The 20,206-nt window shown below is 37.7% G+C and carries 15 protein-coding genes; 13 read left to right on the plus strand and 2 right to left on the minus strand.

Annotated features, from left to right (window positions below; all coding sequences use genetic code 11):
• Positions 1 to 50 precede the first annotated feature (50 nt).
• The 7 genes from DOK81_RS00055 to copB all read left to right on the plus strand — a co-directional run bounded on the left by DOK81_RS00055 (position 51) and on the right by copB (position 9,737).
• A complete protein-coding gene (locus tag DOK81_RS00055) occupies positions 51 to 2,135 on the plus strand; it encodes a heavy metal translocating P-type ATPase (protein ID WP_206906979.1) in 2,085 nt (694 codons plus the stop codon).
• Between the two features lie 366 nt (positions 2,136 to 2,501).
• Entirely contained in the window at positions 2,502 to 3,968 is a 1,467-nt protein-coding gene (locus DOK81_RS00060) for an amino acid permease (protein WP_206906981.1), read from the plus strand.
• Positions 3,969 to 4,117: 149 nt separating this feature from the next.
• Positions 4,118 to 4,663 (plus strand): topology modulation protein, encoded by a 546-nt coding sequence (locus DOK81_RS00065; RefSeq protein ID WP_206906983.1) that lies wholly within the window; start codon positions 4,118 to 4,120, stop codon positions 4,661 to 4,663.
• Between the two features lie 72 nt (positions 4,664 to 4,735).
• The gene (locus tag DOK81_RS00070) at positions 4,736 to 5,170 is read left to right on the plus strand and encodes a CopY/TcrY family copper transport repressor (RefSeq protein ID WP_206906985.1); all 435 of its coding nucleotides are present in this window, start codon (positions 4,736 to 4,738) and stop codon (positions 5,168 to 5,170) included.
• A 13-nt stretch (positions 5,171 to 5,183) separates the two neighbouring features.
• Positions 5,184 to 5,396 carry a copper chaperone CopZ gene (copZ, locus tag DOK81_RS00075; protein ID WP_206906987.1) on the plus strand — a complete coding sequence of 71 codons (213 nt, stop codon included), beginning with the start codon at positions 5,184 to 5,186 and terminating at the stop codon, positions 5,394 to 5,396.
• The gene (locus DOK81_RS00080; RefSeq protein ID WP_206906988.1) at positions 5,393 to 7,576 is read left to right on the plus strand and encodes a heavy metal translocating P-type ATPase; all 2,184 of its coding nucleotides are present in this window, start codon (positions 5,393 to 5,395) and stop codon (positions 7,574 to 7,576) included. Before copZ ends, DOK81_RS00080 begins: the two co-directional genes overlap by 4 nt.
• Positions 7,577 to 7,598: 22 nt before the next feature.
• Complete coding sequence (gene copB / locus DOK81_RS00085) at positions 7,599 to 9,737, plus strand: copper/silver-translocating P-type ATPase CopB (protein ID WP_206906990.1); 2,139 nt, start codon at positions 7,599 to 7,601, stop codon at positions 9,735 to 9,737.
• A 24-nt stretch (positions 9,738 to 9,761) separates the two neighbouring features.
• Here copB and DOK81_RS00090 read toward each other — a convergent pair whose 3' ends face one another.
• Positions 9,762 to 9,914 carry a hypothetical protein gene (locus DOK81_RS00090; RefSeq protein WP_206906992.1) on the minus strand — a complete coding sequence of 51 codons (153 nt, stop codon included), beginning with the start codon at positions 9,912 to 9,914 and terminating at the stop codon, positions 9,762 to 9,764.
• Positions 9,915 to 10,206: 292 nt separating this feature from the next.
• Between DOK81_RS00090 and DOK81_RS00095 the strand changes: the two genes are divergently transcribed.
• The 6 genes from DOK81_RS00095 (at position 10,207) to DOK81_RS00120 (ending at position 17,924) form a co-directional block, all read left to right on the plus strand.
• Positions 10,207 to 11,865 carry a PTS mannitol transporter subunit IICB gene (locus tag DOK81_RS00095; protein ID WP_206907013.1) on the plus strand — a complete coding sequence of 553 codons (1,659 nt, stop codon included), beginning with the start codon at positions 10,207 to 10,209 and terminating at the stop codon, positions 11,863 to 11,865.
• Positions 11,828 to 13,864, plus strand: coding sequence for a BglG family transcription antiterminator (locus DOK81_RS00100; RefSeq protein WP_206906994.1), 2,037 nt, complete (start codon positions 11,828 to 11,830; stop codon positions 13,862 to 13,864). The genes DOK81_RS00095 and DOK81_RS00100 overlap by 38 nt, the downstream gene beginning before the upstream one ends.
• Positions 13,865 to 13,897: 33 nt before the next feature.
• Positions 13,898 to 14,329, plus strand: coding sequence for a PTS sugar transporter subunit IIA (locus DOK81_RS00105; protein ID WP_206906996.1), 432 nt, complete (start codon positions 13,898 to 13,900; stop codon positions 14,327 to 14,329).
• A gap of 215 nt (positions 14,330 to 14,544) precedes the next feature.
• A complete protein-coding gene (locus DOK81_RS00110) occupies positions 14,545 to 16,308 on the plus strand; it encodes a PTS mannitol transporter subunit IICBA (protein ID WP_206906998.1) in 1,764 nt (587 codons plus the stop codon).
• A 14-nt stretch (positions 16,309 to 16,322) separates the two neighbouring features.
• Positions 16,323 to 16,760 carry a PTS sugar transporter subunit IIA gene (locus DOK81_RS00115; RefSeq protein ID WP_206906999.1) on the plus strand — a complete coding sequence of 146 codons (438 nt, stop codon included), beginning with the start codon at positions 16,323 to 16,325 and terminating at the stop codon, positions 16,758 to 16,760.
• A gap of 12 nt (positions 16,761 to 16,772) precedes the next feature.
• Positions 16,773 to 17,924: a mannitol-1-phosphate 5-dehydrogenase gene (locus DOK81_RS00120; protein ID WP_206907001.1), complete on the plus strand. Its 1,152-nt coding sequence runs from the start codon at positions 16,773 to 16,775 to the stop codon at positions 17,922 to 17,924.
• A 103-nt stretch (positions 17,925 to 18,027) separates the two neighbouring features.
• Here DOK81_RS00120 and DOK81_RS00125 read toward each other — a convergent pair whose 3' ends face one another.
• Complete coding sequence (locus tag DOK81_RS00125; protein WP_206907003.1) at positions 18,028 to 20,199, minus strand: transglutaminase domain-containing protein; 2,172 nt, start codon at positions 20,197 to 20,199, stop codon at positions 18,028 to 18,030.
• Positions 20,200 to 20,206: the final 7 nt, after the last annotated feature.

Raw genomic sequence — 20,206 nt, forward strand, 5'->3', positions numbered from 1 at the left:
ATAATAACTTATGAAGAGATATTCATATGTATTGTAGGGAGGGAAAGAAAATGAATAAAGAATATCGTTTAGATGGCTTAGATTGTGCAAATTGCGCAATGAAAATTGAAAAAAAAGTACAGACAATTGAAGGTGTGCAAGAAGCAAATGTAAACTTTACTACGAGTAAGTTGCGAATCGTTGCAGACGAAGCAGATTTAGCAACCGTTGAAGATAAAACAAAGCAAGCGATTAAAGAAATCGAACCAGATGTGACGATTAATGAGCTTAAAAATAATCAGCAAGATGACCATGATCATGAACATGATACTAGTTGGGATGATTTGATTCGGATTCTTGTTTCCGCAGTGGGAATGGGGCTTTTGATTTGGCTATCGCCGACTGGTGCTATTCGTCTGATTGGTTATCTCCTTATTTATGGGTTAATCGGTTTTGATGTAATAAAAAAAGCTGTCATGAATATAACTAAGGGTCAGATTTTTGATGAAAACTTTTTGATGGCGATTGCGACAATTGGTGCAATGGTTATTGGGGAATATCCTGAAGCAGTTGCTGTCATGTTGTTTTACCAAGTGGGTGAATATTTCCAAGGTTTTGCGGTTAAACAATCACGACGATCCATTCGCGAACTCATGGCCATTCGTCCTGACATAGCACGCGTCAAAACTGCTGAAGGTTGGATGGATGTGGCACCAGAAGAAGTCGAGCTAGGACAACAAGTTTTGATTAAACCAGGTGAAAGAGTCCCACTAGATGGAACGATTATTGACGGTGAATCCATGGTCGATACTTCTGCTTTAACTGGGGAATCTGTGCCACGAAAAGTAACCAGTGGCGAAATGATTCTCAGTGGGTTTATCAATAAAAATCAACCTATTGTCATGAGCGTAGAGAAAACTTATGGTGAATCAACAATCAGTAAGTTATTAGAATTAGTTGAAAACGCTAGTAGTAAGAAAGCACCAGCTGAGAATTTTATTACTAAATTTGCGCGTTACTATACGCCAATCGTAGTTGTCTTAGCTTTATTGTTAGCAATTGTACCACCATTAGTGATTCCTGATGCTGTGTTCTCTGACTGGGTTTATCGTGCATTGACATTCTTGGTTATTTCTTGTCCTTGTGCTTTAGTGATTTCTGTTCCATTGAGTTTCTTCGGTGGGATAGGTGGTGCAAGTAAGATTGGGGTTTTAGTTAAAGGAAGTAACTATCTTGAATTACTTGCAGAAACAGAAACTGTTGTCTTTGACAAAACAGGGACGTTAACTAAAGGTGAATTTTCTGTTCAAACAATTGAAACAACGATGGATGAAACAGACTTTATGCAGTATGTGGCAAGTGCTGAACAATATTCTACGCATCCAATTGCCCAATCAGTCTTGGCTGCTTACCAAGGTCCTTTATTAGTGAGTGAACAAGTAGAAGAAATTGCTGGTGAAGGAATCTCAGCAGTGATTGAGGCTCATGATATTCTAGTTGGTAATCAAAAATTGATGGCGCGTAAACAAATCGCATTTTCTGCGAGTGAAGAAGTCGGGACAGTACTTTACGTTGCCATTGACCAAAAATATGTTGGTTTTCTATTGATTGCAGATGCACTAAAAGTGGATGCGATAGAAGCTATGAATAAATTGAAAAAAGCTGGCGTTAAAGAAACAGTTATGTTGACAGGGGATGCAAAAAAAATTGCTGACTCTGTAGGTGAAAAAGTAGGCATTGATCAGGTTTATAGTGAATTGCTTCCCCAAGATAAAGTTGACAAATTAGAAATGATTCTTGCAAAAAACTCTGGTAAAGTAGCTTTTGTAGGTGACGGAATCAATGACGCACCCGTTTTAGCTAGAGCGGATGTCGGAATCGCTATGGGCGGACTAGGAAGCGATGCGGCAATTGAAGCAGCTGATGTTGTTATTATGAACGATGAACCTTCAAAAATTGCAGATGCGATGCGAGTTGCTCGTAAGACATTGCGAATTGTGAAGCAAAATATCGTCTTTGCAATTGGTGTGAAAGTTTTAGTTTTACTCCTTGGTGCGTTGGGGTTTGCTTCAATGGGTGATGCTGTTTTCGCTGATGTTGGGGTAACGGTGATTGCTGTTTTGAATGCAATGAGATGCTTACGAGTGAAAAAATGAAATGAATGTATATTGACAAATAAAATATACGAAAAAAATCCGTTATTATGGTAAAAATAACGCATGTTCGAATCCAAGAGATCATTGTTACTGATCTCTTGGATTTTTTTCATGTAATTCTAAAAGAAGTCGTAACGGACAAAAATGTATTTTCATTTTTCAGAAAATTTTGTCTTGCAAGTATCATAAGACGAAAGCTTTTTGAAATAAAAATATTTTTCTGGTTTTATGATGAAAAAATAATTTTAAAATGATGTGTTTATAATAAAAGAATACACACTTAAAATAACAAACTATTGCGACAGCCAAAAAAAGTGATTATTATTACATGGTGCAATAGATACTTTATATCAAAGGAGAGAGACAATGAACGACAAACAACTGCGCTGGTTCACAGTTGCATTGATTGCATTCAATATGGTCTGGGGTATGGGAAATGTTGTGAATAACTATGCACAACAAGGCATTTCCGTTATTACTTCTTGGTTATTGATTCTTGCAATCTATTTTATTCCTTATGCTTTGATTGTTGGTCAATTAGGATCAACATTTAAGGACAGTAAAGGTGGCGTAAGCTCTTGGGTTGAAAATACAACTTCCAATAAACGACTAGCTTATTACGCTGCATGGACTTATTGGGTTGTGCATATTCCTTACTTGGCACAAAAACCACAAGCAATTTTGATTGCCGCTGGCTGGGCTGTTCAAGGAAATGGGGATATCGTCAATACGATGTCTGTTCAATTAGTTGCTATTATTTCATTAATAATCTTTTTAGCGTTCTTATACTTATCAACTAAAGGATTATCAACATTGAAAGTGATCGGTGGTTTAGCGGGAACTGCGATGTTTGTCATGTCATTACTATTCATTTTATTAGCAGTGACAGCACCATTCATCAACCCAACAATGGAATTTGCTACACCACATATGAATCAAGTGAAAACATATATCCCAACATTTGATTTTAGTTACTTCACAACCGTTTCAATGCTAGTTTTCGCAGTGGGTGGAGCAGAAAAAATCTCTCCTTACGTAAACTCAACAAGAAATCCTGCAAAAGAGTTTCCAAAAGGAATGATTTTCTTAGCAGCAATGGTTGGTGTCTGTGCGGTATTAGGTTCAGTGGCAATGGGTATGCTATTTGCAAGTGACAATATTCCCAAAGACCTAATGGCAAATGGTGCCTACAGTGCCTTCCAAATTTTAGGTAACTACTATGGAATTGGAAATGCGTTGATGATCATCTACGCGTTGACGAACATGGTTGGGCAAATTTCTGCTTTAGCCTTCTCAATTGATGCACCGCTAAAAATCTTGCTAGCTGATGCTGACCCTGAGTTTGTGCCAAACTGGTTGCGTAAACGTAATCGCAAAGGAACTTTGGTCAACGGGTACTTCCTGACAGGGATCTTAGTAAGTATCATTATCTTGTTACCAATTTTCGGTATCAAAGATATGAACGAATTAGTAAAATGGTTGACTAACTTAAACTCAGTTGTAATGCCAATGCGTTATCTATGGGTATTCTTGGCTTATATGATGTTGAATAAAGCATATAAAAAATTCACTTCAGAGTACAAATTCGTTAAAAATCCCAAAATTGGTTATATCTTCGGTGCATGGTGCTTTGCGTTTACAGCATTTGCGTGTATCTTAGGTATGGTTCCAAAAATTGAGTATGCAGCTGATCCAAAAGCATGGTGGTTCCAATTGATTTCAAATATCATTACACCAATTGTCTTGATTTTACTAGGAATGATCTTACCTGCGATTGCACGTCGTGATAAGAACAAAGAAGTTCCAGTATCAGAAACAATTCCACAAGCATAATTCAGCAATAAAATTGAGACTAGAATTCATCATAGGATCTGACTAACTAGTGATTAGTTTGTCAGGTCCTATTTTTTTGTGTATCGTAAAAGGTATACATATTCATACACAGAAATAAAATCAAGAAAATAGAAAGGGAAGATCTATCAATGAAGTATTTAGTCATGGGTAACTCTGGTTCAGGAAAGTCAACATTTGCTCGGGAACTTCAACAAGTAACACAAGCCAATTTATTACCTTTGGATTTTTTATGGCATCAAACAAACTACAGTGAAGAGGCTCAAGCTTGGTTTCGATCAGAGCAAGAAAAGTTTATCCGCACAAATGAACACTGGATCATCGATGGCAATTATTTAGGCACAAGTGATTTACGTTTTAACCACGCGGACACACTTATCCTCTTGAAAGTGCCACGTCTATTGTCCTTGTTTCGAGTAATTTCTCGTTCCTTCAAACGAAGAATCAATCCAGCCTCTAGACCAGACATGCCAAGAACATTTCAAGAAAAATTTGATCGAGAATACTTAGACTTTCTGATTTACATTTGGCAATTTCCCAATAAACAAGTAGTAGAACTAGAAAAAATTTTGCAGGAACAATCAAATAAAATACAAGTAGTCATTTTGAAAAGTAAAAAAGATAAAAAAATTTTCTTGCAAGAACTAACAGAGAAAAAAAGAAGAAAAGAAAGTTGACAGTTTTTGTTTACAGTTGTAAACTAAGTTTGTCTTTAAAGATTACAAGTGTAAACGAAAGAGGTGAAAGCAATGGTAAAAACTAAAATGCCTGTTAAAATCAGCGATTCCGAGTGGGAAGTGATGCGAGTGATTTGGACATTAAACCAAACGACTGCACAAGAGATCACCCAGATTTTGGCGGATTCGATGGACTGGAAAGCAGCGACTGTCAAAACATTACTAGGAAGATTAGTGAAAAAAGAAGTTGTGTGGACACAGCAAGAAGGGAAAAAATTTATTTATCATCCAGCAGTTTCTGAAATGGATACTGTTCGTAGTGCGACAGAAAATTTATTTTCACATATTTGTGCAAAAAAAGTTGGCGAGACGATTGCTGATCTAGTGGAAGAAGCAACATTGACGCAAGCTGATATCGATAAAATCATGGAACAGTTACAACAAAAAAAACCAGTGGCAACAATTGCTTGCAATTGTATCCCTGGACAATGTACGTGTAAATCATAAGGAGGAATTTAGGATGAAACAACAATTTTCAATTCAAGGAATGAGCTGTAATCATTGTGTAGCAAAGGTGGAAGAAACACTTCAAGCGTTGCCAGGTATTCAAAAGGTAAAAGTAAATCTGAAAAAAGCAAAGGGAACGGTTAAATTTGACGAGAGTCAAATTCATTCAGAACAGATCAAGGAACAAATTACTGCGTTAGGTTACCCTGCAGAGGTGATTGAATGACTGAAACATCTCAAATGACTACCTTGGTGATTACTGGAATGACTTGTGCAAACTGCTCTGCACGAGTAGAAAAAGAATTAAAAGAACAACCAGGAGTGATTTCGGCAACAGTCAATCTAGCAACAGAAAAAGCAAGCGTCAAATATGCTGAAACTTCTGCCGAAGCATTGATCCAAAGTGTCGAAAAAATTGGGTACGGCGCAATCTTATACGACGAAGCCCATAAACAAAAAATTGCTGAAGAAAAAAAAGCGTATCTACGAAAAATGAAACGAGATTTATCGTTAAGTGCACTCTTAACTTTTCCATTGATGGCCGCAATGATTGCAATGTTATTAGGAAATCATGGCATACTTGTTCAATTTTTCCATCAACCAACGGTCCAATTGATTTTGGCATTACCCGTTCAGTTTTTCGTGGGTGCACGTTTTTATCAAGGTGCCTATCACGCATTGAAAACCAAGGCGCCAAACATGGATGTTTTAGTCGCTCTTGGAACGACTGCTGCTTTTCTGTTGAGCATTTATAACGGATTTGTTTCAAGTACGACCAATGATTTGTATTTTGAAAGTAGTAGTATGATCATCACCTTGATTTTATTAGGAAAATATTTAGAACATACAGCCAAAAGCAAGACAGGTGATGCTATCAAGCAACTGATGTCGCTACAAATGAAGACAGCACAGAAATTAGTTGATGGTGTTGAAGAAACGATTGCGATTGAAGACGTTATGGTTGGAGATCGCTTGGTCATTCGTCCTGGTGAACAAATACCGACAGATGGAAAAATCATTTCCGGAAGTAGCGCGATTGATGAAAGTATGCTGACTGGAGAGAGCTTACCAGTAGAAAAACAGTTTGACGACACCGTTTTTGGAGGAACAGTGAATACTACTGGGTTAGTACAGATCGAAGTTTCCCAAGTAGGTAGTCAAACCGTGTTGGCTCAAATCATCCAAATGGTAGAAGATGCTCAAGGAAGTAAAGCACCCATTCAACAAATCGCCGATCGAATTTCTGGTATTTTTGTACCAGTAGTTTTAGTTGTTGCTCTTGTTACGTTGGTTTTGACTGGATGGCTTACAGGTGACTGGCAACTGGCTTTAATTCATAGTGTCTCTGTTTTAGTCATTGCTTGTCCTTGTGCTTTGGGATTAGCAACACCAACAGCAATTATGGTAGGGACGGGCGTTGGTGCACGAAATGGTATTTTGATTAAAGGTGGCGAAGCGTTGGAAGAAGCTGCGGGACTTACGAGTATTTTATTAGACAAAACAGGAACGATTACGCAGGGAACTCCTCAAGTAACTGATGTGATTGGTTCAACCGAAGTTGTCAAGCTCTTTCATAGTCTGGAACAAGCTTCCGAACATCCTTTGGCAAAAGCAATCAACGATTATAGCCAAGAAAAAGAGATCGTTCCTTATGAAGTGAGTGAATTTACTGCACATCCAGGTGCTGGAATCAGCGGGAAAATCAATCAACAAGTATATTTTGCTGGGACAAAAAAACATTTAGCACAATTAAGCCTATCAGTTGCTTCATTGGAAGAACAAGCGCTACACTTAGAACAAGAAGGAAAAACGGTTATGTATTTGGCTGATGAGAAGCAAGTTTTGGGCTTGATTGCAGTTGCTGATGCAGTGAAAACAGAAGCGAAACAAGCAATTGCAAAACTACAAGCACAAAAAATCGAAGTGTATATGGTGACAGGGGATAACAAGCTTGCTGCTAACGTGATTGGAAAACAAGTGGGACTTGATTCAGCTCATATTTTTGCGGAGGTATTACCTGATGAAAAAGCTGCTTATGTTCAACGTTTGCAACAAGCAGATCAAAAAGTCGGCATGGTTGGTGATGGAATCAATGATGCACCAGCGCTTGCTTTAGCAGATGTTGGCTTAGCAATGGGAAGTGGAACTGATATTGCAATGGAGACAGCAGATGTTACTTTAATGAATAGTAATTTAATGGCTGTTGTACAAACAATTGATTTATCTCGTGCCACGTTGAAGAAAATCAGGCAGAATCTTTTTTGGGCTTTTGTCTATAACACGATCGGAATTCCTTTTGCTGCATTTGGCTTGTTGAATCCGATTATTGCTGGTGGTGCGATGGCTTTTAGTTCAGTTAGTGTGTTGCTTAATTCGTTAAGTTTAAATCGAAAAATGAAAAAATAATTAAAGTGAAGAAGGGATCGAGATGAAAGAATCAGAAAAACAGAATGAATTGTCGAAGCACGAAGGAATGAAACATGAACATGATATGAGTGGAATGGATCATTCGATGCATGAGGGAATGAAACATGAACATGATATGAGTGGGATGGATCATTCGATGCATGAGGGAATGAAACATGAACATGGTATGAGTGGGATGGATCACTCGATGCATATGGGGAATTTTAAGCAGAAATTTTGGTTATCCCTTGTGTTAGCTATTCCTATTATTCTTTTGTCACCAATGATGGGCTTGGAATTGCCTTTTCAAATCAGCTTTCCCGGTTCTGAGTGGGTCGTACTTGTTTTAGCTACGATTCTCTTTATCTATGGAGGCCAACCATTTTTAAGTGGGGCCAAAATGGAATTGGAACAAAAGAGTCCGGCAATGATGACCTTGATTGCAATGGGGATCTCCGTTGCATATATTTATAGTTTGTACTCTTTTATCGCAAACTTAGTTAACCCACATGCACATGTGATGGACTTTTTCTGGGAATTAGCTACTTTGATCGTCATTATGTTATTGGGTCATTGGATCGAGATGAATGCTGTCTCAAATGCAAGTAATGCGCTACAAAAGCTAGCAGAGTTATTACCTGAATCAGTGAAGCGAATCAAAGAAGATGGGACGGAAGAAACAGTTTCTTTAAAAGAAGTTCATGAAGGCGACCGTCTAGTTGTGCGCTCAGGTGATAAGATGCCCACAGATGGTATCATTATCAAAGGAAATACGATCGTGGACGAATCAGCTGTTACAGGTGAATCAAAAGGAGTAAAAAAACAAGTTGATGACCGCGTCATAGGTGGATCGGTCAATGGTGAAGGCACGATTGAAATCAAAGTTACTGGTACTGGCGAAAGTGGGTACCTTGCGAAAGTTATGGAAATGGTTCGTAAAGCACAAAGTGAAAAATCAAAATTAGAATCGTTGTCAGACAAAGTTGCTAAGTGGTTGTTTTATGTGGCGTTGGCTGCAGGGATCTTGGCATTTATTGTTTGGCTAGTCGTCGCCGATTTACCTACCGCGTTAGAACGAATGGTGACGGTCTTTATTATTGCGTGTCCGCACGCACTTGGTTTAGCAATTCCTTTAGTGGTAGCTCGTTCCACATCAATTGCTGCAAAAAATGGCTTGCTCTTGAAAAACCGAAATGCCTTAGAACAAGCTGCTGATTTGGACGTTATCATGTTAGATAAAACCGGAACGTTGACACAAGGAAAATTTACGGTCACAGGTGTTGAAATGCTAACTGATTCTGTAACAAAACAGGAAGCACTTGAAATGATTGGCGCACTAGAGGCAAATGCGAATCACCCATTAGCCATCGGGATCATGAACTATCTGCAAGAGCAAAAAATTACGCCTGCTAAAGTTGAAAACCTAAAAAATTTAACAGGTGTTGGTTTAGCTGGCACGGTGAAAAATCAAGAAGTCAAGATTGTGAATGAAAAAGAAATCAAGCGACTTAACTTGGTTGTCAAACCTGAGTTACTCCACCGTTATCAAGAACAAGGAAACACGATTAGTTTCTTGCTTATAGCAGATCAGTTGGTTGCAATGATTGCGTTAGGTGATGTCGTGAAGCCAGAAGCAAAACAATTTATCCAAACACTGAAAGAACGCAAAATTACCCCTGTCATGTTGACTGGTGATAACGAAAGTGCTGCGCAGGCAGTCGCTCATTATTTAGGAATGGACGATTTTTATGCCGGTTTATTACCTGATGACAAAGAAAAAATCGTACAAAACTATTTGCAACAAGGCAAAAAAGTCATTATGGTTGGAGATGGGATCAATGATGCACCAAGTTTAGCTCGTGCAACGATCGGGATGGCTATTGGCGCTGGGACAGATGTTGCAATTGATTCAGCAGATGTTGTTTTAACCAATAGCAATCCCAATGATATTTTGCATTTCTTGGATTTAGCAAAGCAAACAAGAAGAAAAATGATCCAAAACCTTTGGTGGGGAGCGGGTTACAATATTATCGCTATTCCGTTGGCAGCTGGTATTTTAGCACCAATTGGTATTTTATTAAGTCCTGCTGTTGGTGCTGTCTTGATGTCACTCAGCACAGTTGTGGTTGCTTTGAATGCGCTGACGTTGAAAATCAAATAAGTTTGGCAAATCAAGGAGTGATGCTTAGGCTATCACTCTTTTTTTGATTAATCCAAAACTTGTTTGAAATAATCGTGCTTTGGCTTCAAGCTCAATTTTTACTTTTTCAATTTCTTTTAATGAAAGTGTTTGGCTTTCATGGATTTTCTTTTTCGATTTTTGTAAAAGTTTACTCATTAGTAGAACCTCCATTCATAAATATAATTAGTTAGGTACCGAATCATTTTCTTGTTTCGATTATAGTTCGGTACCTAACTATATGTCAAGCAGTTTTTCAAAAAAGAGTGTTTTGAATGTGAACCACATAAAATTTTGTGGACGCTTTGTTTTCTTTGTTATACTTTAATAGTGACTCTTCAGATGATTGTCTTGAAGTGAAAGGGAGCAAGGGGGAAATCATTTGATAGAAAACTTAACGACAAAAAACTTAGAACTGCGAAAAATAGGTCATCAATTGAGCCAACTGATTATGCCAAACTTAAGTATTTTTATTGCATGGGGCTTTCTTTCTTTTATAACACCTTATTTTTCTGGAGAATTAGCCCATAGGCTGAATGAAGTGAGCGAATGGATGCTTCATCTGTTATTACCGATTATGATTGGCTATTTGGGTGGGAAAACTACTGGGAATCAGCGAGGAGCAATTGTTGGCGCAATTGCTACTTTAGGAATTATTGTTGGTTCAACAGCACCACAAATTGTTGGTGCCATGATTCTGGGGACATTGGCTGGAAAAGTGTATGACTTATTTGAAAATAAAGTCAAAAAACAATTTACGATTGGATACGAGATGTTGATTAATAATTTACTTGTAGGAATCGTTGGTGGTGTATGTTGCTTGTTGGGAATGATTGTATTTACACCCCTTATTGCTTCGGTCAGCCAGATGATCTCACAAGCTATTTTGTGGTTGACGGAAATGAAAATGCTTACGTTAGCCCATGTTTTGTTGGAACCACTCAAAGTCTTGTTTTTTAATAATATTATCAATCATGGCATTTTAACTCCGCTTGGTATTGAATTTGCTCAACAGGAAAACTCATCGATTTTGTTTTTGATGGAAGCAAATCCGGGCCCTGGAATTGGGGTGTTGCTTGCAATTCTCCTTCAAGGAAGAAGAGAGACAAAAACGAATGCCGGAAGTGCGCTAATGATCCAAGCTATTGGCGGTATCCATGAAATTTATTTTCCTTTTGTACTAATCAAACCCAAACTTTTATTGGCAGTCATTTTGGGCGGTGCTAGTGGAACTTTTCTGTTTCAGTTATTGCATGTAGGTTTAAGTGCGCCAGTGTCACCAGGCTCATTAGTCGTTATATTGACAAATACGCCAACGAATCAGCTTTTAGCCGTCAGTTTTGGCATTTTAGTGAGTATTTTAGTGACGTTTAGTTGTGCATTGTTTTTATTAAGAAAAGAATCTTTGGCTGCTGGAGAAGAAAAGCCAAATGATGAGGAATGTGAGGAAATGCAACCAGTGATAAATAAAAAAATTATCTTTGCTTGTGATTCGGGGATGGGCTCAAGTGCGATGGGTGCAGCATTATTGAAGAAACAACTACAAGTCGCAAACTTACCTGCAAGTGTTGACTATACTTCGATCTATCAAGTGAAAAATCAACCAGATCAACTACTTATTGTCCAAAGAGAACTAATGGCACTTGCTCAGCAGCAAGCACCACGCAGTCAAATTCTTCCTTTGGCTCATTTTTTGGAAGTAGAGAATGCTTTACCAGAGATTAAAAGCTTTCTTCTAACAACTTCTCACGTGGCGAAAACAGCAGCAATTGTCAGAGGAATAGACAGAAACAAGACTGAAAAGGTTGTGTTTTTATACGCAGAAAATGTCAGAGGCTCACAAACGATAGGGATGACGATTTTAGCACAATTAGCAAAGCAACAAGGACATTCACTTTCCATCAGTAAGCTACCGATCGAACGGTTAGCAAGTGAAAAAGAAACAATCTATGTTGTTACAACCACTCTCTTTTACAAAAATCCTCAGTTAGCTGAACTATCAAAAGTTGTGTTAGTTGAAGATTTTGTATTAACAACAGCCTATGAACAATGGATGAAAGGAGGAGTCGAACATGTACTTGTCCACAAGGGAGAAGCAATTGATCAGTGAGTTGTTACACAGTTCCACACCAGTGTCCGTGGAACGAATGATGACAGTCTTGAAAGTTAGCAAGCGAACGGTCTATCGTGAGTTAGATCAGTTAGCTTTATCATTGAAAGCAGTTGATGCTCAATTAAAGAAAGTAACGCGTGGTACGTTTTTGATTGAAGCAACAACTGAAGCTAAGTCGAAATTATCGGCGGAAATCAATGATGAAGCTGGAGAAGAACTTTCGACATTGGAACGTCAACATGCGATTTTATTAGAAATTTTATTAACGGCACAGCCGTTAAGTTTAGCGTATTTTTTGGAAACCTATTTAGTCAGTAACACTACGTTTTACGCAGATATCAAGCAGCTTGAAGCAAGTATTGAGCACCTTCCATTAGAAATTGTTCGTAATCAAGGGTATGAAATTATTGGTCCAGAAAAATATCGACGTTTATTGGCAGCAAATGTGTTGGAATTGGAAATCAATGAGTATGAATTGTTTCATCTCGTGAAGAAACAAAAAAGTCCAAATTATTTTTTTCGATTCATCCAGTTAGAAAACTTTTTTCTGGTGAGAAAGATGATAAGTGAAGAGTTGATTGGTAAAAAAAATGAGTTGAGTGACCGTAAATTAGCGCATTTGATCTTGATGTTAACGTTGACGATGGATCGGGTGAAAAAAAATCAGTTTTTGACGAATGAAACCTATTTGGGTTTAGCAAACAAAGAATTTTTACAAATTGCTAAGCGACTTTTTGCGATTATCGGAAAAGAAAGCCAACAATTATATCCAGTAAATGAAATCGTCTTTTTTGCCAGTTTGTTAAATGACTTTTCCAATTCATTTGATAAAGATTTCTTTGATGAACATTTTGATACACAGCTTGCTTATCTAGTAAAACAACTGATCACATTAGTTAGTGAAGAAACCGATGTGCGTTTTTATGAAGATGAAAGTCTTTATAAAATGTTGCTGACACACTTGTCTGGGGTATTTTCTCGAGCGATTTTGCAAGAAGAAACATTGACGAATCCGATTCTTGAAAAAATCATGATTCAATACGACGAACTGACTACCGCCGTTCGGTCAGCAGTTAGCCAAGTTTTTCAAGAGAAGCAGTTATCCAATGAAGAAATTGCTTATATGGTTTTACATTTTGCCAGTTCACTTGAGCGTAGTCCAAAAGAAAGTTCGATCCGTATTGCAGCGTTTTCTCCGAGTGGTTTGGCCTCAACTAGTATGTTAGAAATGCGCTTGAAACGATATTTTCCTTCGATTAGTCAGCTAGAATTCTATCGAATTGCAGATATCAAAAAAGTTGATCTTCAAAAATTGTATGATGTGGTTATCTCGACTTCCGTTTTACCGGGATACACAGGTAATTACTTGTTGGTGTCACCTTTGTTGTTAGAAGATGAGATCAAACGTTTGAAACAAGCCTTCCAAAAAGCGAGAAGCGCTCATCCATTACCAACAGAACACACGACTACATCGGAACCAATTTTAGCGGATCAATACGAGAAAACCTTGATCGTGATGGAAAAAATCAATCAGTTACTTTCTCGTTTTTTTATTCAAGAAATTAGCAACGAAAACAAACTAAGTGAGATTTTAAGTCAAGTTCTTTCCTACTTATCAACAGAGTTACTCAGAGATGAAAAGGATGTTCAAGAAAAATTAATGCGACGTTATCAACAGTCACCTATTGGGATCCCAAAAACAAATATGGGCTTGTTTCACACATCTAGTTCAGCAGTAGTTGCACCAGTCTTTTGTATTTTTCAATTGAAACAACCAATCACCATTGAAGGAATGGATAAGCAACCAATTGCACTTGAACGAATGATGCTGATGCTTGCTCCTTCACCAATTGAAGAAACCGATAGTCGCTTACTAGGAAAAATCAGTGCAGCGATGATCATGAATGATTTGAACTTAGAAATTTTTCAGTCAGGTAATCAAGCAATCGTCTATCAATTATTGGCAAAAATTTTGATTGATGAGATGAAAAAATAAAGGAATGAGAAAAAGAAGTGAGGAGGGAAATACATGGAACTAGCCACAGAAAGAATACGTTTGAATCAAAGTTTCAGTAATTGGCAGGACGCATTGACCAATATTGGAGCATGGTTAACAAATCAAGGTTGGGTAAAAGAAGGATACACCGAGTCAATGATCAAACGTCAAGAATTAATGAGTGTTTATATTGGTAATTTTGTTGCTTTGCCTCATGGTGACGAAGAGCTAGTAGTCAAAGAGGGCATATCACTTGTTCAAGTGCCAGATGGTGTTAACTTTGGAACAGAAGAAGAACCAAAAATTGCAACGATTTTATTTGCGGTTACTTTCAAAAAGGAACAGCAGTTACCAATGTTACAAGAACTGGCATTCTTTTGTGCAGAAATTGAACAAGTGATTGCGTTGAGTGATGCGAAAACAGTGTCAGAAGTGCAAACAATTTTGGAAAAAAAGAATGAGTAACTGACAAAAATAGCTTTTCATATTTTTAGAAAAAGACTTATTGCCAAGAAATTACTTTGGGTCCATCGTTTATTAAGAGAAGGAGTACGACAATTGTCGTGCTCCTTTTTTGTGTTCTCCATGTTTTGGCACAAACTTTTGTGCCAAAGTACGACTATTTCTCTAAAAGGTAAGCGGATACAATTGAACCATAAAGAAGAAAAGGAGCAGAAAAAATGGAGCAGACGATGAATACAAAAGAAAAAATCTCACTGAAAGCACGTGTTCAAAAATTAGGAAGTACCTTGTCTAGTATGGTGATGCCCAATATTGGGGCGCTAATAGCATGGGGTGTACTAACAGCCTTGTTTATTCCAGATGGCTATTTACCGAATGAACAATTTGCGACAATGGTTGGGCCAATGCTGACTTACTTGATCCCGCTATTGATTGGTTACACTGGTGGAAAAGTAATCGCAGGTGATCGAGGTTCGGTTGTCGGAGCAATTGCGACGATGGGGGTCATTGTGGGAACGGATATTCCAATGATGCTTGGCGCGATGATTACGGGACCTTTGGGTGGTTATGCAATTAAAAAATTTGATCAGGTATTTCAATCACGGATCAAATCAGGATTTGAAATGTTAGTTAATAACTTTTCAGCAGGATTGATTGGTTTTGGTTTAGCCCTAATTGGTTTTACCGGCATTGGCCCAGTTGTGGATGGTTTGACACAAGCGATGGCTCAAGGTGTAGAGGTAATTTTAAATGCACATTTGATTCCACTCACAAATATTTTTATCGAACCAGCGAAAATTTTATTTTTGAATAATGCAATCAATCATGGCATTTTAACACCACTTGGAACAGAGCAAGTCGCAACAGCAGGTAAATCGATTTTATTCTTATTAGAAGCTAACCCTGGTCCTGGATTGGGTGTGTTATTAGCTTTTACTTTCTTTGGCAAAGGCGCAGCAAAATCTTCTGCACCGGGTGCAATCATTATCCACTTCTTAGGTGGAATTCACGAAATTTATTTTCCATATGTCATGATGAAACCACTTTTGTTTTTATCGGTAATCGCAGGTGGGATTTCAGGAAGCTTCATTTTCCAATTATTAGATGCAGGTCTACGTGCGCCAGCTTCTCCTGGATCAATCATTGCTATTTTGGCAATGGCACCACTTAGTTCTTATCTACCAGTTTTATTAGGTATTGCAGTCGCAACAATTGTTTCTTTTGCGGTTTCTGTAGTTATTTTAAAAGCCGATGCACGAGAAGAATCAGAAAGTTTTGAGCAATCTGTTCAAGAAATGAAACAAGCAAAACAGACTGCTAAAGGTGTGACTGTTCGTCCAGAGGCATTTTCATCGACTAAAAAAATTATTTTTGCCTGTGACGCAGGTATGGGCTCAAGTGCGATGGGTGCTTCAATTTTAAGAAAAATGGTTCAGAAAGCTGACCTACCACAAAATGTGACAAATCAAGCAATCAGCCAGTTGGTAGATGAAGAAGGAACGTTGATCATTACTCAAGTGGAATTACAAGAAAGAGCAAAACAAAAAGCACCACATGCACAGTTTGTTGCAGTTGAAAATTTCTTGAATTCACCAAGATATGACGAGGTAATCCAACAACTAAGCCAAAAAGAAACAACGGAACCTCTAGAATCAAAGGTCGAGTTACAACATGAAGTCGCACCACAAGATATGAGTAAAATCCAAAAAATCGTGATTGTCCATGATCAACGAGCAGGGTCTGCAACAATGGGCATCAATGTCTTAAAAGAAGTGCTTCAAAAAAATGATATTCAAATTCCATTACAAAAAATCAAGATTGATGAACTAGCTGATGATGAACATTCATTGGTACTTGCTAGAGAACATTTGACAAAAGAAATTCAAGAGCTTGCACCAAATGCACTTCATTTACCAGTTGAAAGCATGGTTCAAATCAAACATTACGAGACCATTGCGCAACAACTTAAAAAATCTGCTTAAAGAAGGAGAAAACAATGAAAGCACTAGATTTCAGCATGATCGAATTAAACCAAACGTTTGCTTCTAAAGAAGAAGCGATTCGTTACTGTGGAGAAAAATTAGTTGAGGCGGGATGCGTGGACACCGCATACATCGATTCGATGATTCAACGTGACGAGATGTTATCCGTCTATATGGGAAACTTTATTGCTATTCCTCACGGAACAGATTCAGCGAAAAAATATGTTAAGAAATCTGGTATCTGTGTTGTTCAAGTACCTGACGGTGTCAATTTTGGAACAGAGGATGAGGAGAAAATTGCGACTGTGTTGTTTGGTATCGCAGGTGTTGGAGAAGAGCACTTAGCATTAGTTCAACAAATAGCCTTGTACTGTAGCGATGTAGACAATGTTGTTCAGTTAGCAGATGCACTAAGTAAAGAAGAAGTTTGTGAAAATTTAGCGATTGCATAAGGAGAGAGAAAGATGAAAGCAGTACATTTTGGAGCAGGAAATATCGGGCGCGGATTTATCGGTGAAGTATTAGCCGAAAATGACTTTGACATTACTTTTGTGGATGTCAATCGGGAAATCATTGACGCATTGAATGAAAGAAATGGATATGTAATTGAACTTGCGGATGAGACAAAGAAACAAATTGAAATCCAACATGTTTCTGGAATCAATAATCAAGAAAATCCTCAAGCCGTAATTGCTGCGATTGGTGAAGCAGACTTAGTGACAACTGCGATTGGACCAAATATTTTGCCCTTTATCGCTGACTTGATTGCTAAAGGGATTGAGCAACGAGAAAAAGTACAGAATACAACACCATTAGATATCGTTGCTTGCGAAAATATGATTGGTGGTTCGGCATTTTTAGAAACAGAAGTCCGTAAACTTTTATCACAAGTTGATTTTTTAGAGAAGTATATTGGTTTTCCAAATGCAGCAGTTGATCGTATCGTTCCGTTACAAAAACATGAGGATCCTTTGTTTGTTCAAGTTGAACCTTTTAAAGAATGGGTAATTGCAGATCATGAACGAAAAAATACAGCAATCGAGCTGGAAGGTGTCCTTTATGTAGAAGATTTAGAACCTTATATTGAACGCAAACTATTTAGCGTGAATACTGGACATGCAACGGCTGCTTACACGGGCGCTTTACTAGGTTATCAAACAATAGATGAAGCAATGCAAGATGCGTTGGTTGTCGCACAATTAAAATCTGTATTACAGGAAACAGGAAATCTATTGATTGCGAAGTGGGGCTTTGATGAAAAGCAACATGAACAATACATTGAAAAAATTATCCAACGTTTCCAAAACAAATATATTTCCGATGCAATCAGCCGCGTGGCGCGGACACCTCTACGGAAATTGGGAAATCAAGAACGCTTTACTCGACCAATCTTAGAATTAAAAGAAAGAGATCTTGTTTCCCCACATTTAACTGCGACGATGGGTATTATTTTTAACTATTATGATCCAAATGATGAACAAAGTTGTGAACTTTATGAAATGAAGCAAACAAAAAATATTGAAGAACTGATCCAAGCGGTGACAGGAATCAACGATGCGAAAATGATTGGTGCAATCAAACAAAACGTGGAACGTTACGACAAGCAAGTTGCGTAATCAAAAATTTGATAATTACGTCAGATAACAAAGCGAGGCTGGAACTTAAAAAATCCAGCCTCGCTTTGATTTTTTAAACAAGCGATTTTAGCAATATGAAAAATTAACTGCGTTTAGAAAAGAAACGAAGTGATTTACTGATTGTTTTGATAACAGTCAGATAAGTTTCTTTATCAAACTGTATCTCTTGATTTTGCCCATAAATAGTTGTTTCATAGTTTTTGGTTAATTTGATGAAGCTTTGCTGCATTGGAATCGCCTTTTCGACGCGATAACTATAATCCAATAAGTTTTCTGCACGTTGTCTTGGAAATAGCTTCTCTACTTGTATCAGCAACTGTTGATAGTTTTTTTGATTATCTGAAGCAAACAAAACAACTTGATAATACAAAAGGTGCCAACGAACTTTTTGGCGCAAAGAAGGAATGAGAAATGGAACCAATGCAACTATGAGCAAAGAAAGGACAACAGATTTCCATAAAGACTTATGAGTGATTGTTGTATCAGAAAAAATAGTATTGTCTTCTGTTGATGATGTTGTTTCTGTCTCAGATGTTGAGGAAGCAGTTGTCGTTTCGGCTATTGATTGTGATGGTTGACTCTCTGGAATAGCTGTAGGGATCGTTTCTTGTCTACTTTGTGCGGTTGCAGGATTTGCAAATGCCGGCGTGGGTTCAAAGGGTAACCAGCCAAATCCAGGAAAATAAACTTCTGGCCAAGAGTGAGCATTACTACTTAAAATGTTATATTCCTTTAGCTCATTACTGTGATTACCTGTTTGGTAACCCATAGTAAAACCCTTTGTCCAGCGTGCAGGTATATCAAGTGTACGTAGTAAAACAACCATAGCTGAAGAAAAATTATCACAATAACCAATTTTAGAATCAAATAGAAAATGGTCAACATAGTCGTGATTTGCAGGCGTGTGTGGTGTATCGACTTTTGAATAACGAAATTCCCCACTACTTTTTAAGTAATCTTGGATTGCGAGAACCTGATCGAGTAAAGTTGTTTTTGTACTTGTTATCTCTTTCGCAAGAGAAGTTATTCGTTTAGGTAAGTTTGCTGGTAGCTGAAGGTCTGTTTGATATTCTGCTTGTTCCACGTCAGTTAAAACACTGTTGACTAACATATCATAAGTATAAGAAAGATTTGCAACAGTGAAAGTCGCTGTGAATGATGACGATTTATCTACAACATAACGTTGAGTATCTGATAAGAAAAATAACGCACTATCTGGCAAGGATGGAAATGCCGTAAGACTAAAATTTCCATAAGAGTAGGGAAGGAAAGTCTGCTCATTTATTGTCAGTTGAAGGGTAGTGGGCTCAGTAACGATTGCATCTGGATAATTGACTAATTGATGTGGCAACTCGTTTATTTGGGAAGAACTTCGACTATTTTCTGTCCAACCAGTACCGGTATAGACTCCTTTATTCTGTATTTTATAATAATGACCAGATTCTTGAACTGCGGTAAAAACGACGTCTGTCTGATCGTAAACTGGTCCACCAAGGGTCTCATCATTTTCGCTGAATCCGGTTCTTGAACGTCCTGCTTCTTGGAATGCACGTATTCTAGCATATAAACCTTGTTTGTTGAAAAATTCTCTGACTGGAGCACTCCTTGCTTCAATTGTTTGTGTGACTTCAGGCAATCGTGTGGGAATCCACACACTAATGCATAACAAACAGAGCAAAACAATCATAGTAATGAAGATAAATGGCCATCTGTTATGCTTTTTTTGAAGTAATGATAACTGACGAATGAAAAGATAACTGAATAGAATAATAACAATAAAAATACACTCAGTTAACAGATCAAATTCACGAAAGATACTTAACATCATGAAATAAAGCACTAGTACTAAAAATGGCAGGCCCCATAAATCATAATCAATGGTTAAAGTAGTTAGTAAATAAACGAGGCATAGCATGAGAATGAATGCTGGTAATTCTGGAAAGTAATGGAATTCACTGGCAACTAATTCGTTAAATTCAGTTTGAGATTGATTTAACAATTCCAAAAACCAATTACTTCTGACTGTTGCTGGAGGAAAATAAACAAACAAGTTAACCAAACTAGTGAAAAAAGCTAAAATCACTCGAATAATCTTAGAAGATATCATCCGGATAATCAGACAGAAGACAGCAATAGTAGCAATCAGCGGTAAACTTGTGGTGAGATCGTTCGCAGTTAAAAAAGTTGGAACGCCTGCACTTAAGAGAAAAAAGGCGTAAAAGCTTCGCCACCATTTTTTTGTTGAAAGATTCAACATGGAC

The sequence above is a fragment of the Enterococcus sp. DIV0660C genome (genome assembly GCF_017316125.1).
In the GTDB taxonomy this organism is placed as follows: domain Bacteria; phylum Bacillota; class Bacilli; order Lactobacillales; family Enterococcaceae; genus Enterococcus_B.

Coding starts and splice junctions, on each gene's coding strand:
- DOK81_RS00055 (WP_206906979.1), top strand. CDS start 51: ATGAATAAAGAATATCGTTTAGATGGCTTAGATTGTGCAAATTGCGCA.
- DOK81_RS00090 (WP_206906992.1), bottom strand. CDS start 9,914: ATGAGTAAACTTTTACAAAAATCGAAAAAGAAAATCCATGAAAGCCAA.
- DOK81_RS00100 (WP_206906994.1), top strand. CDS start 11,828: ATGTACTTGTCCACAAGGGAGAAGCAATTGATCAGTGAGTTGTTACAC.
- DOK81_RS00110 (WP_206906998.1), top strand. CDS start 14,545: ATGGAGCAGACGATGAATACAAAAGAAAAAATCTCACTGAAAGCACGT.
- DOK81_RS00115 (WP_206906999.1), top strand. CDS start 16,323: ATGAAAGCACTAGATTTCAGCATGATCGAATTAAACCAAACGTTTGCT.
- DOK81_RS00120 (WP_206907001.1), top strand. CDS start 16,773: ATGAAAGCAGTACATTTTGGAGCAGGAAATATCGGGCGCGGATTTATC.
- DOK81_RS00070 (WP_206906985.1), top strand. CDS start 4,736: ATGGTAAAAACTAAAATGCCTGTTAAAATCAGCGATTCCGAGTGGGAA.
- DOK81_RS00080 (WP_206906988.1), top strand. CDS start 5,393: ATGACTGAAACATCTCAAATGACTACCTTGGTGATTACTGGAATGACT.
- copZ (WP_206906987.1), top strand. CDS start 5,184: ATGAAACAACAATTTTCAATTCAAGGAATGAGCTGTAATCATTGTGTA.
- DOK81_RS00065 (WP_206906983.1), top strand. CDS start 4,118: ATGAAGTATTTAGTCATGGGTAACTCTGGTTCAGGAAAGTCAACATTT.
- DOK81_RS00095 (WP_206907013.1), top strand. CDS start 10,207: ATGCCAAACTTAAGTATTTTTATTGCATGGGGCTTTCTTTCTTTTATA.
- copB (WP_206906990.1), top strand. CDS start 7,599: ATGAAAGAATCAGAAAAACAGAATGAATTGTCGAAGCACGAAGGAATG.
- DOK81_RS00105 (WP_206906996.1), top strand. CDS start 13,898: ATGGAACTAGCCACAGAAAGAATACGTTTGAATCAAAGTTTCAGTAAT.
- DOK81_RS00060 (WP_206906981.1), top strand. CDS start 2,502: ATGAACGACAAACAACTGCGCTGGTTCACAGTTGCATTGATTGCATTC.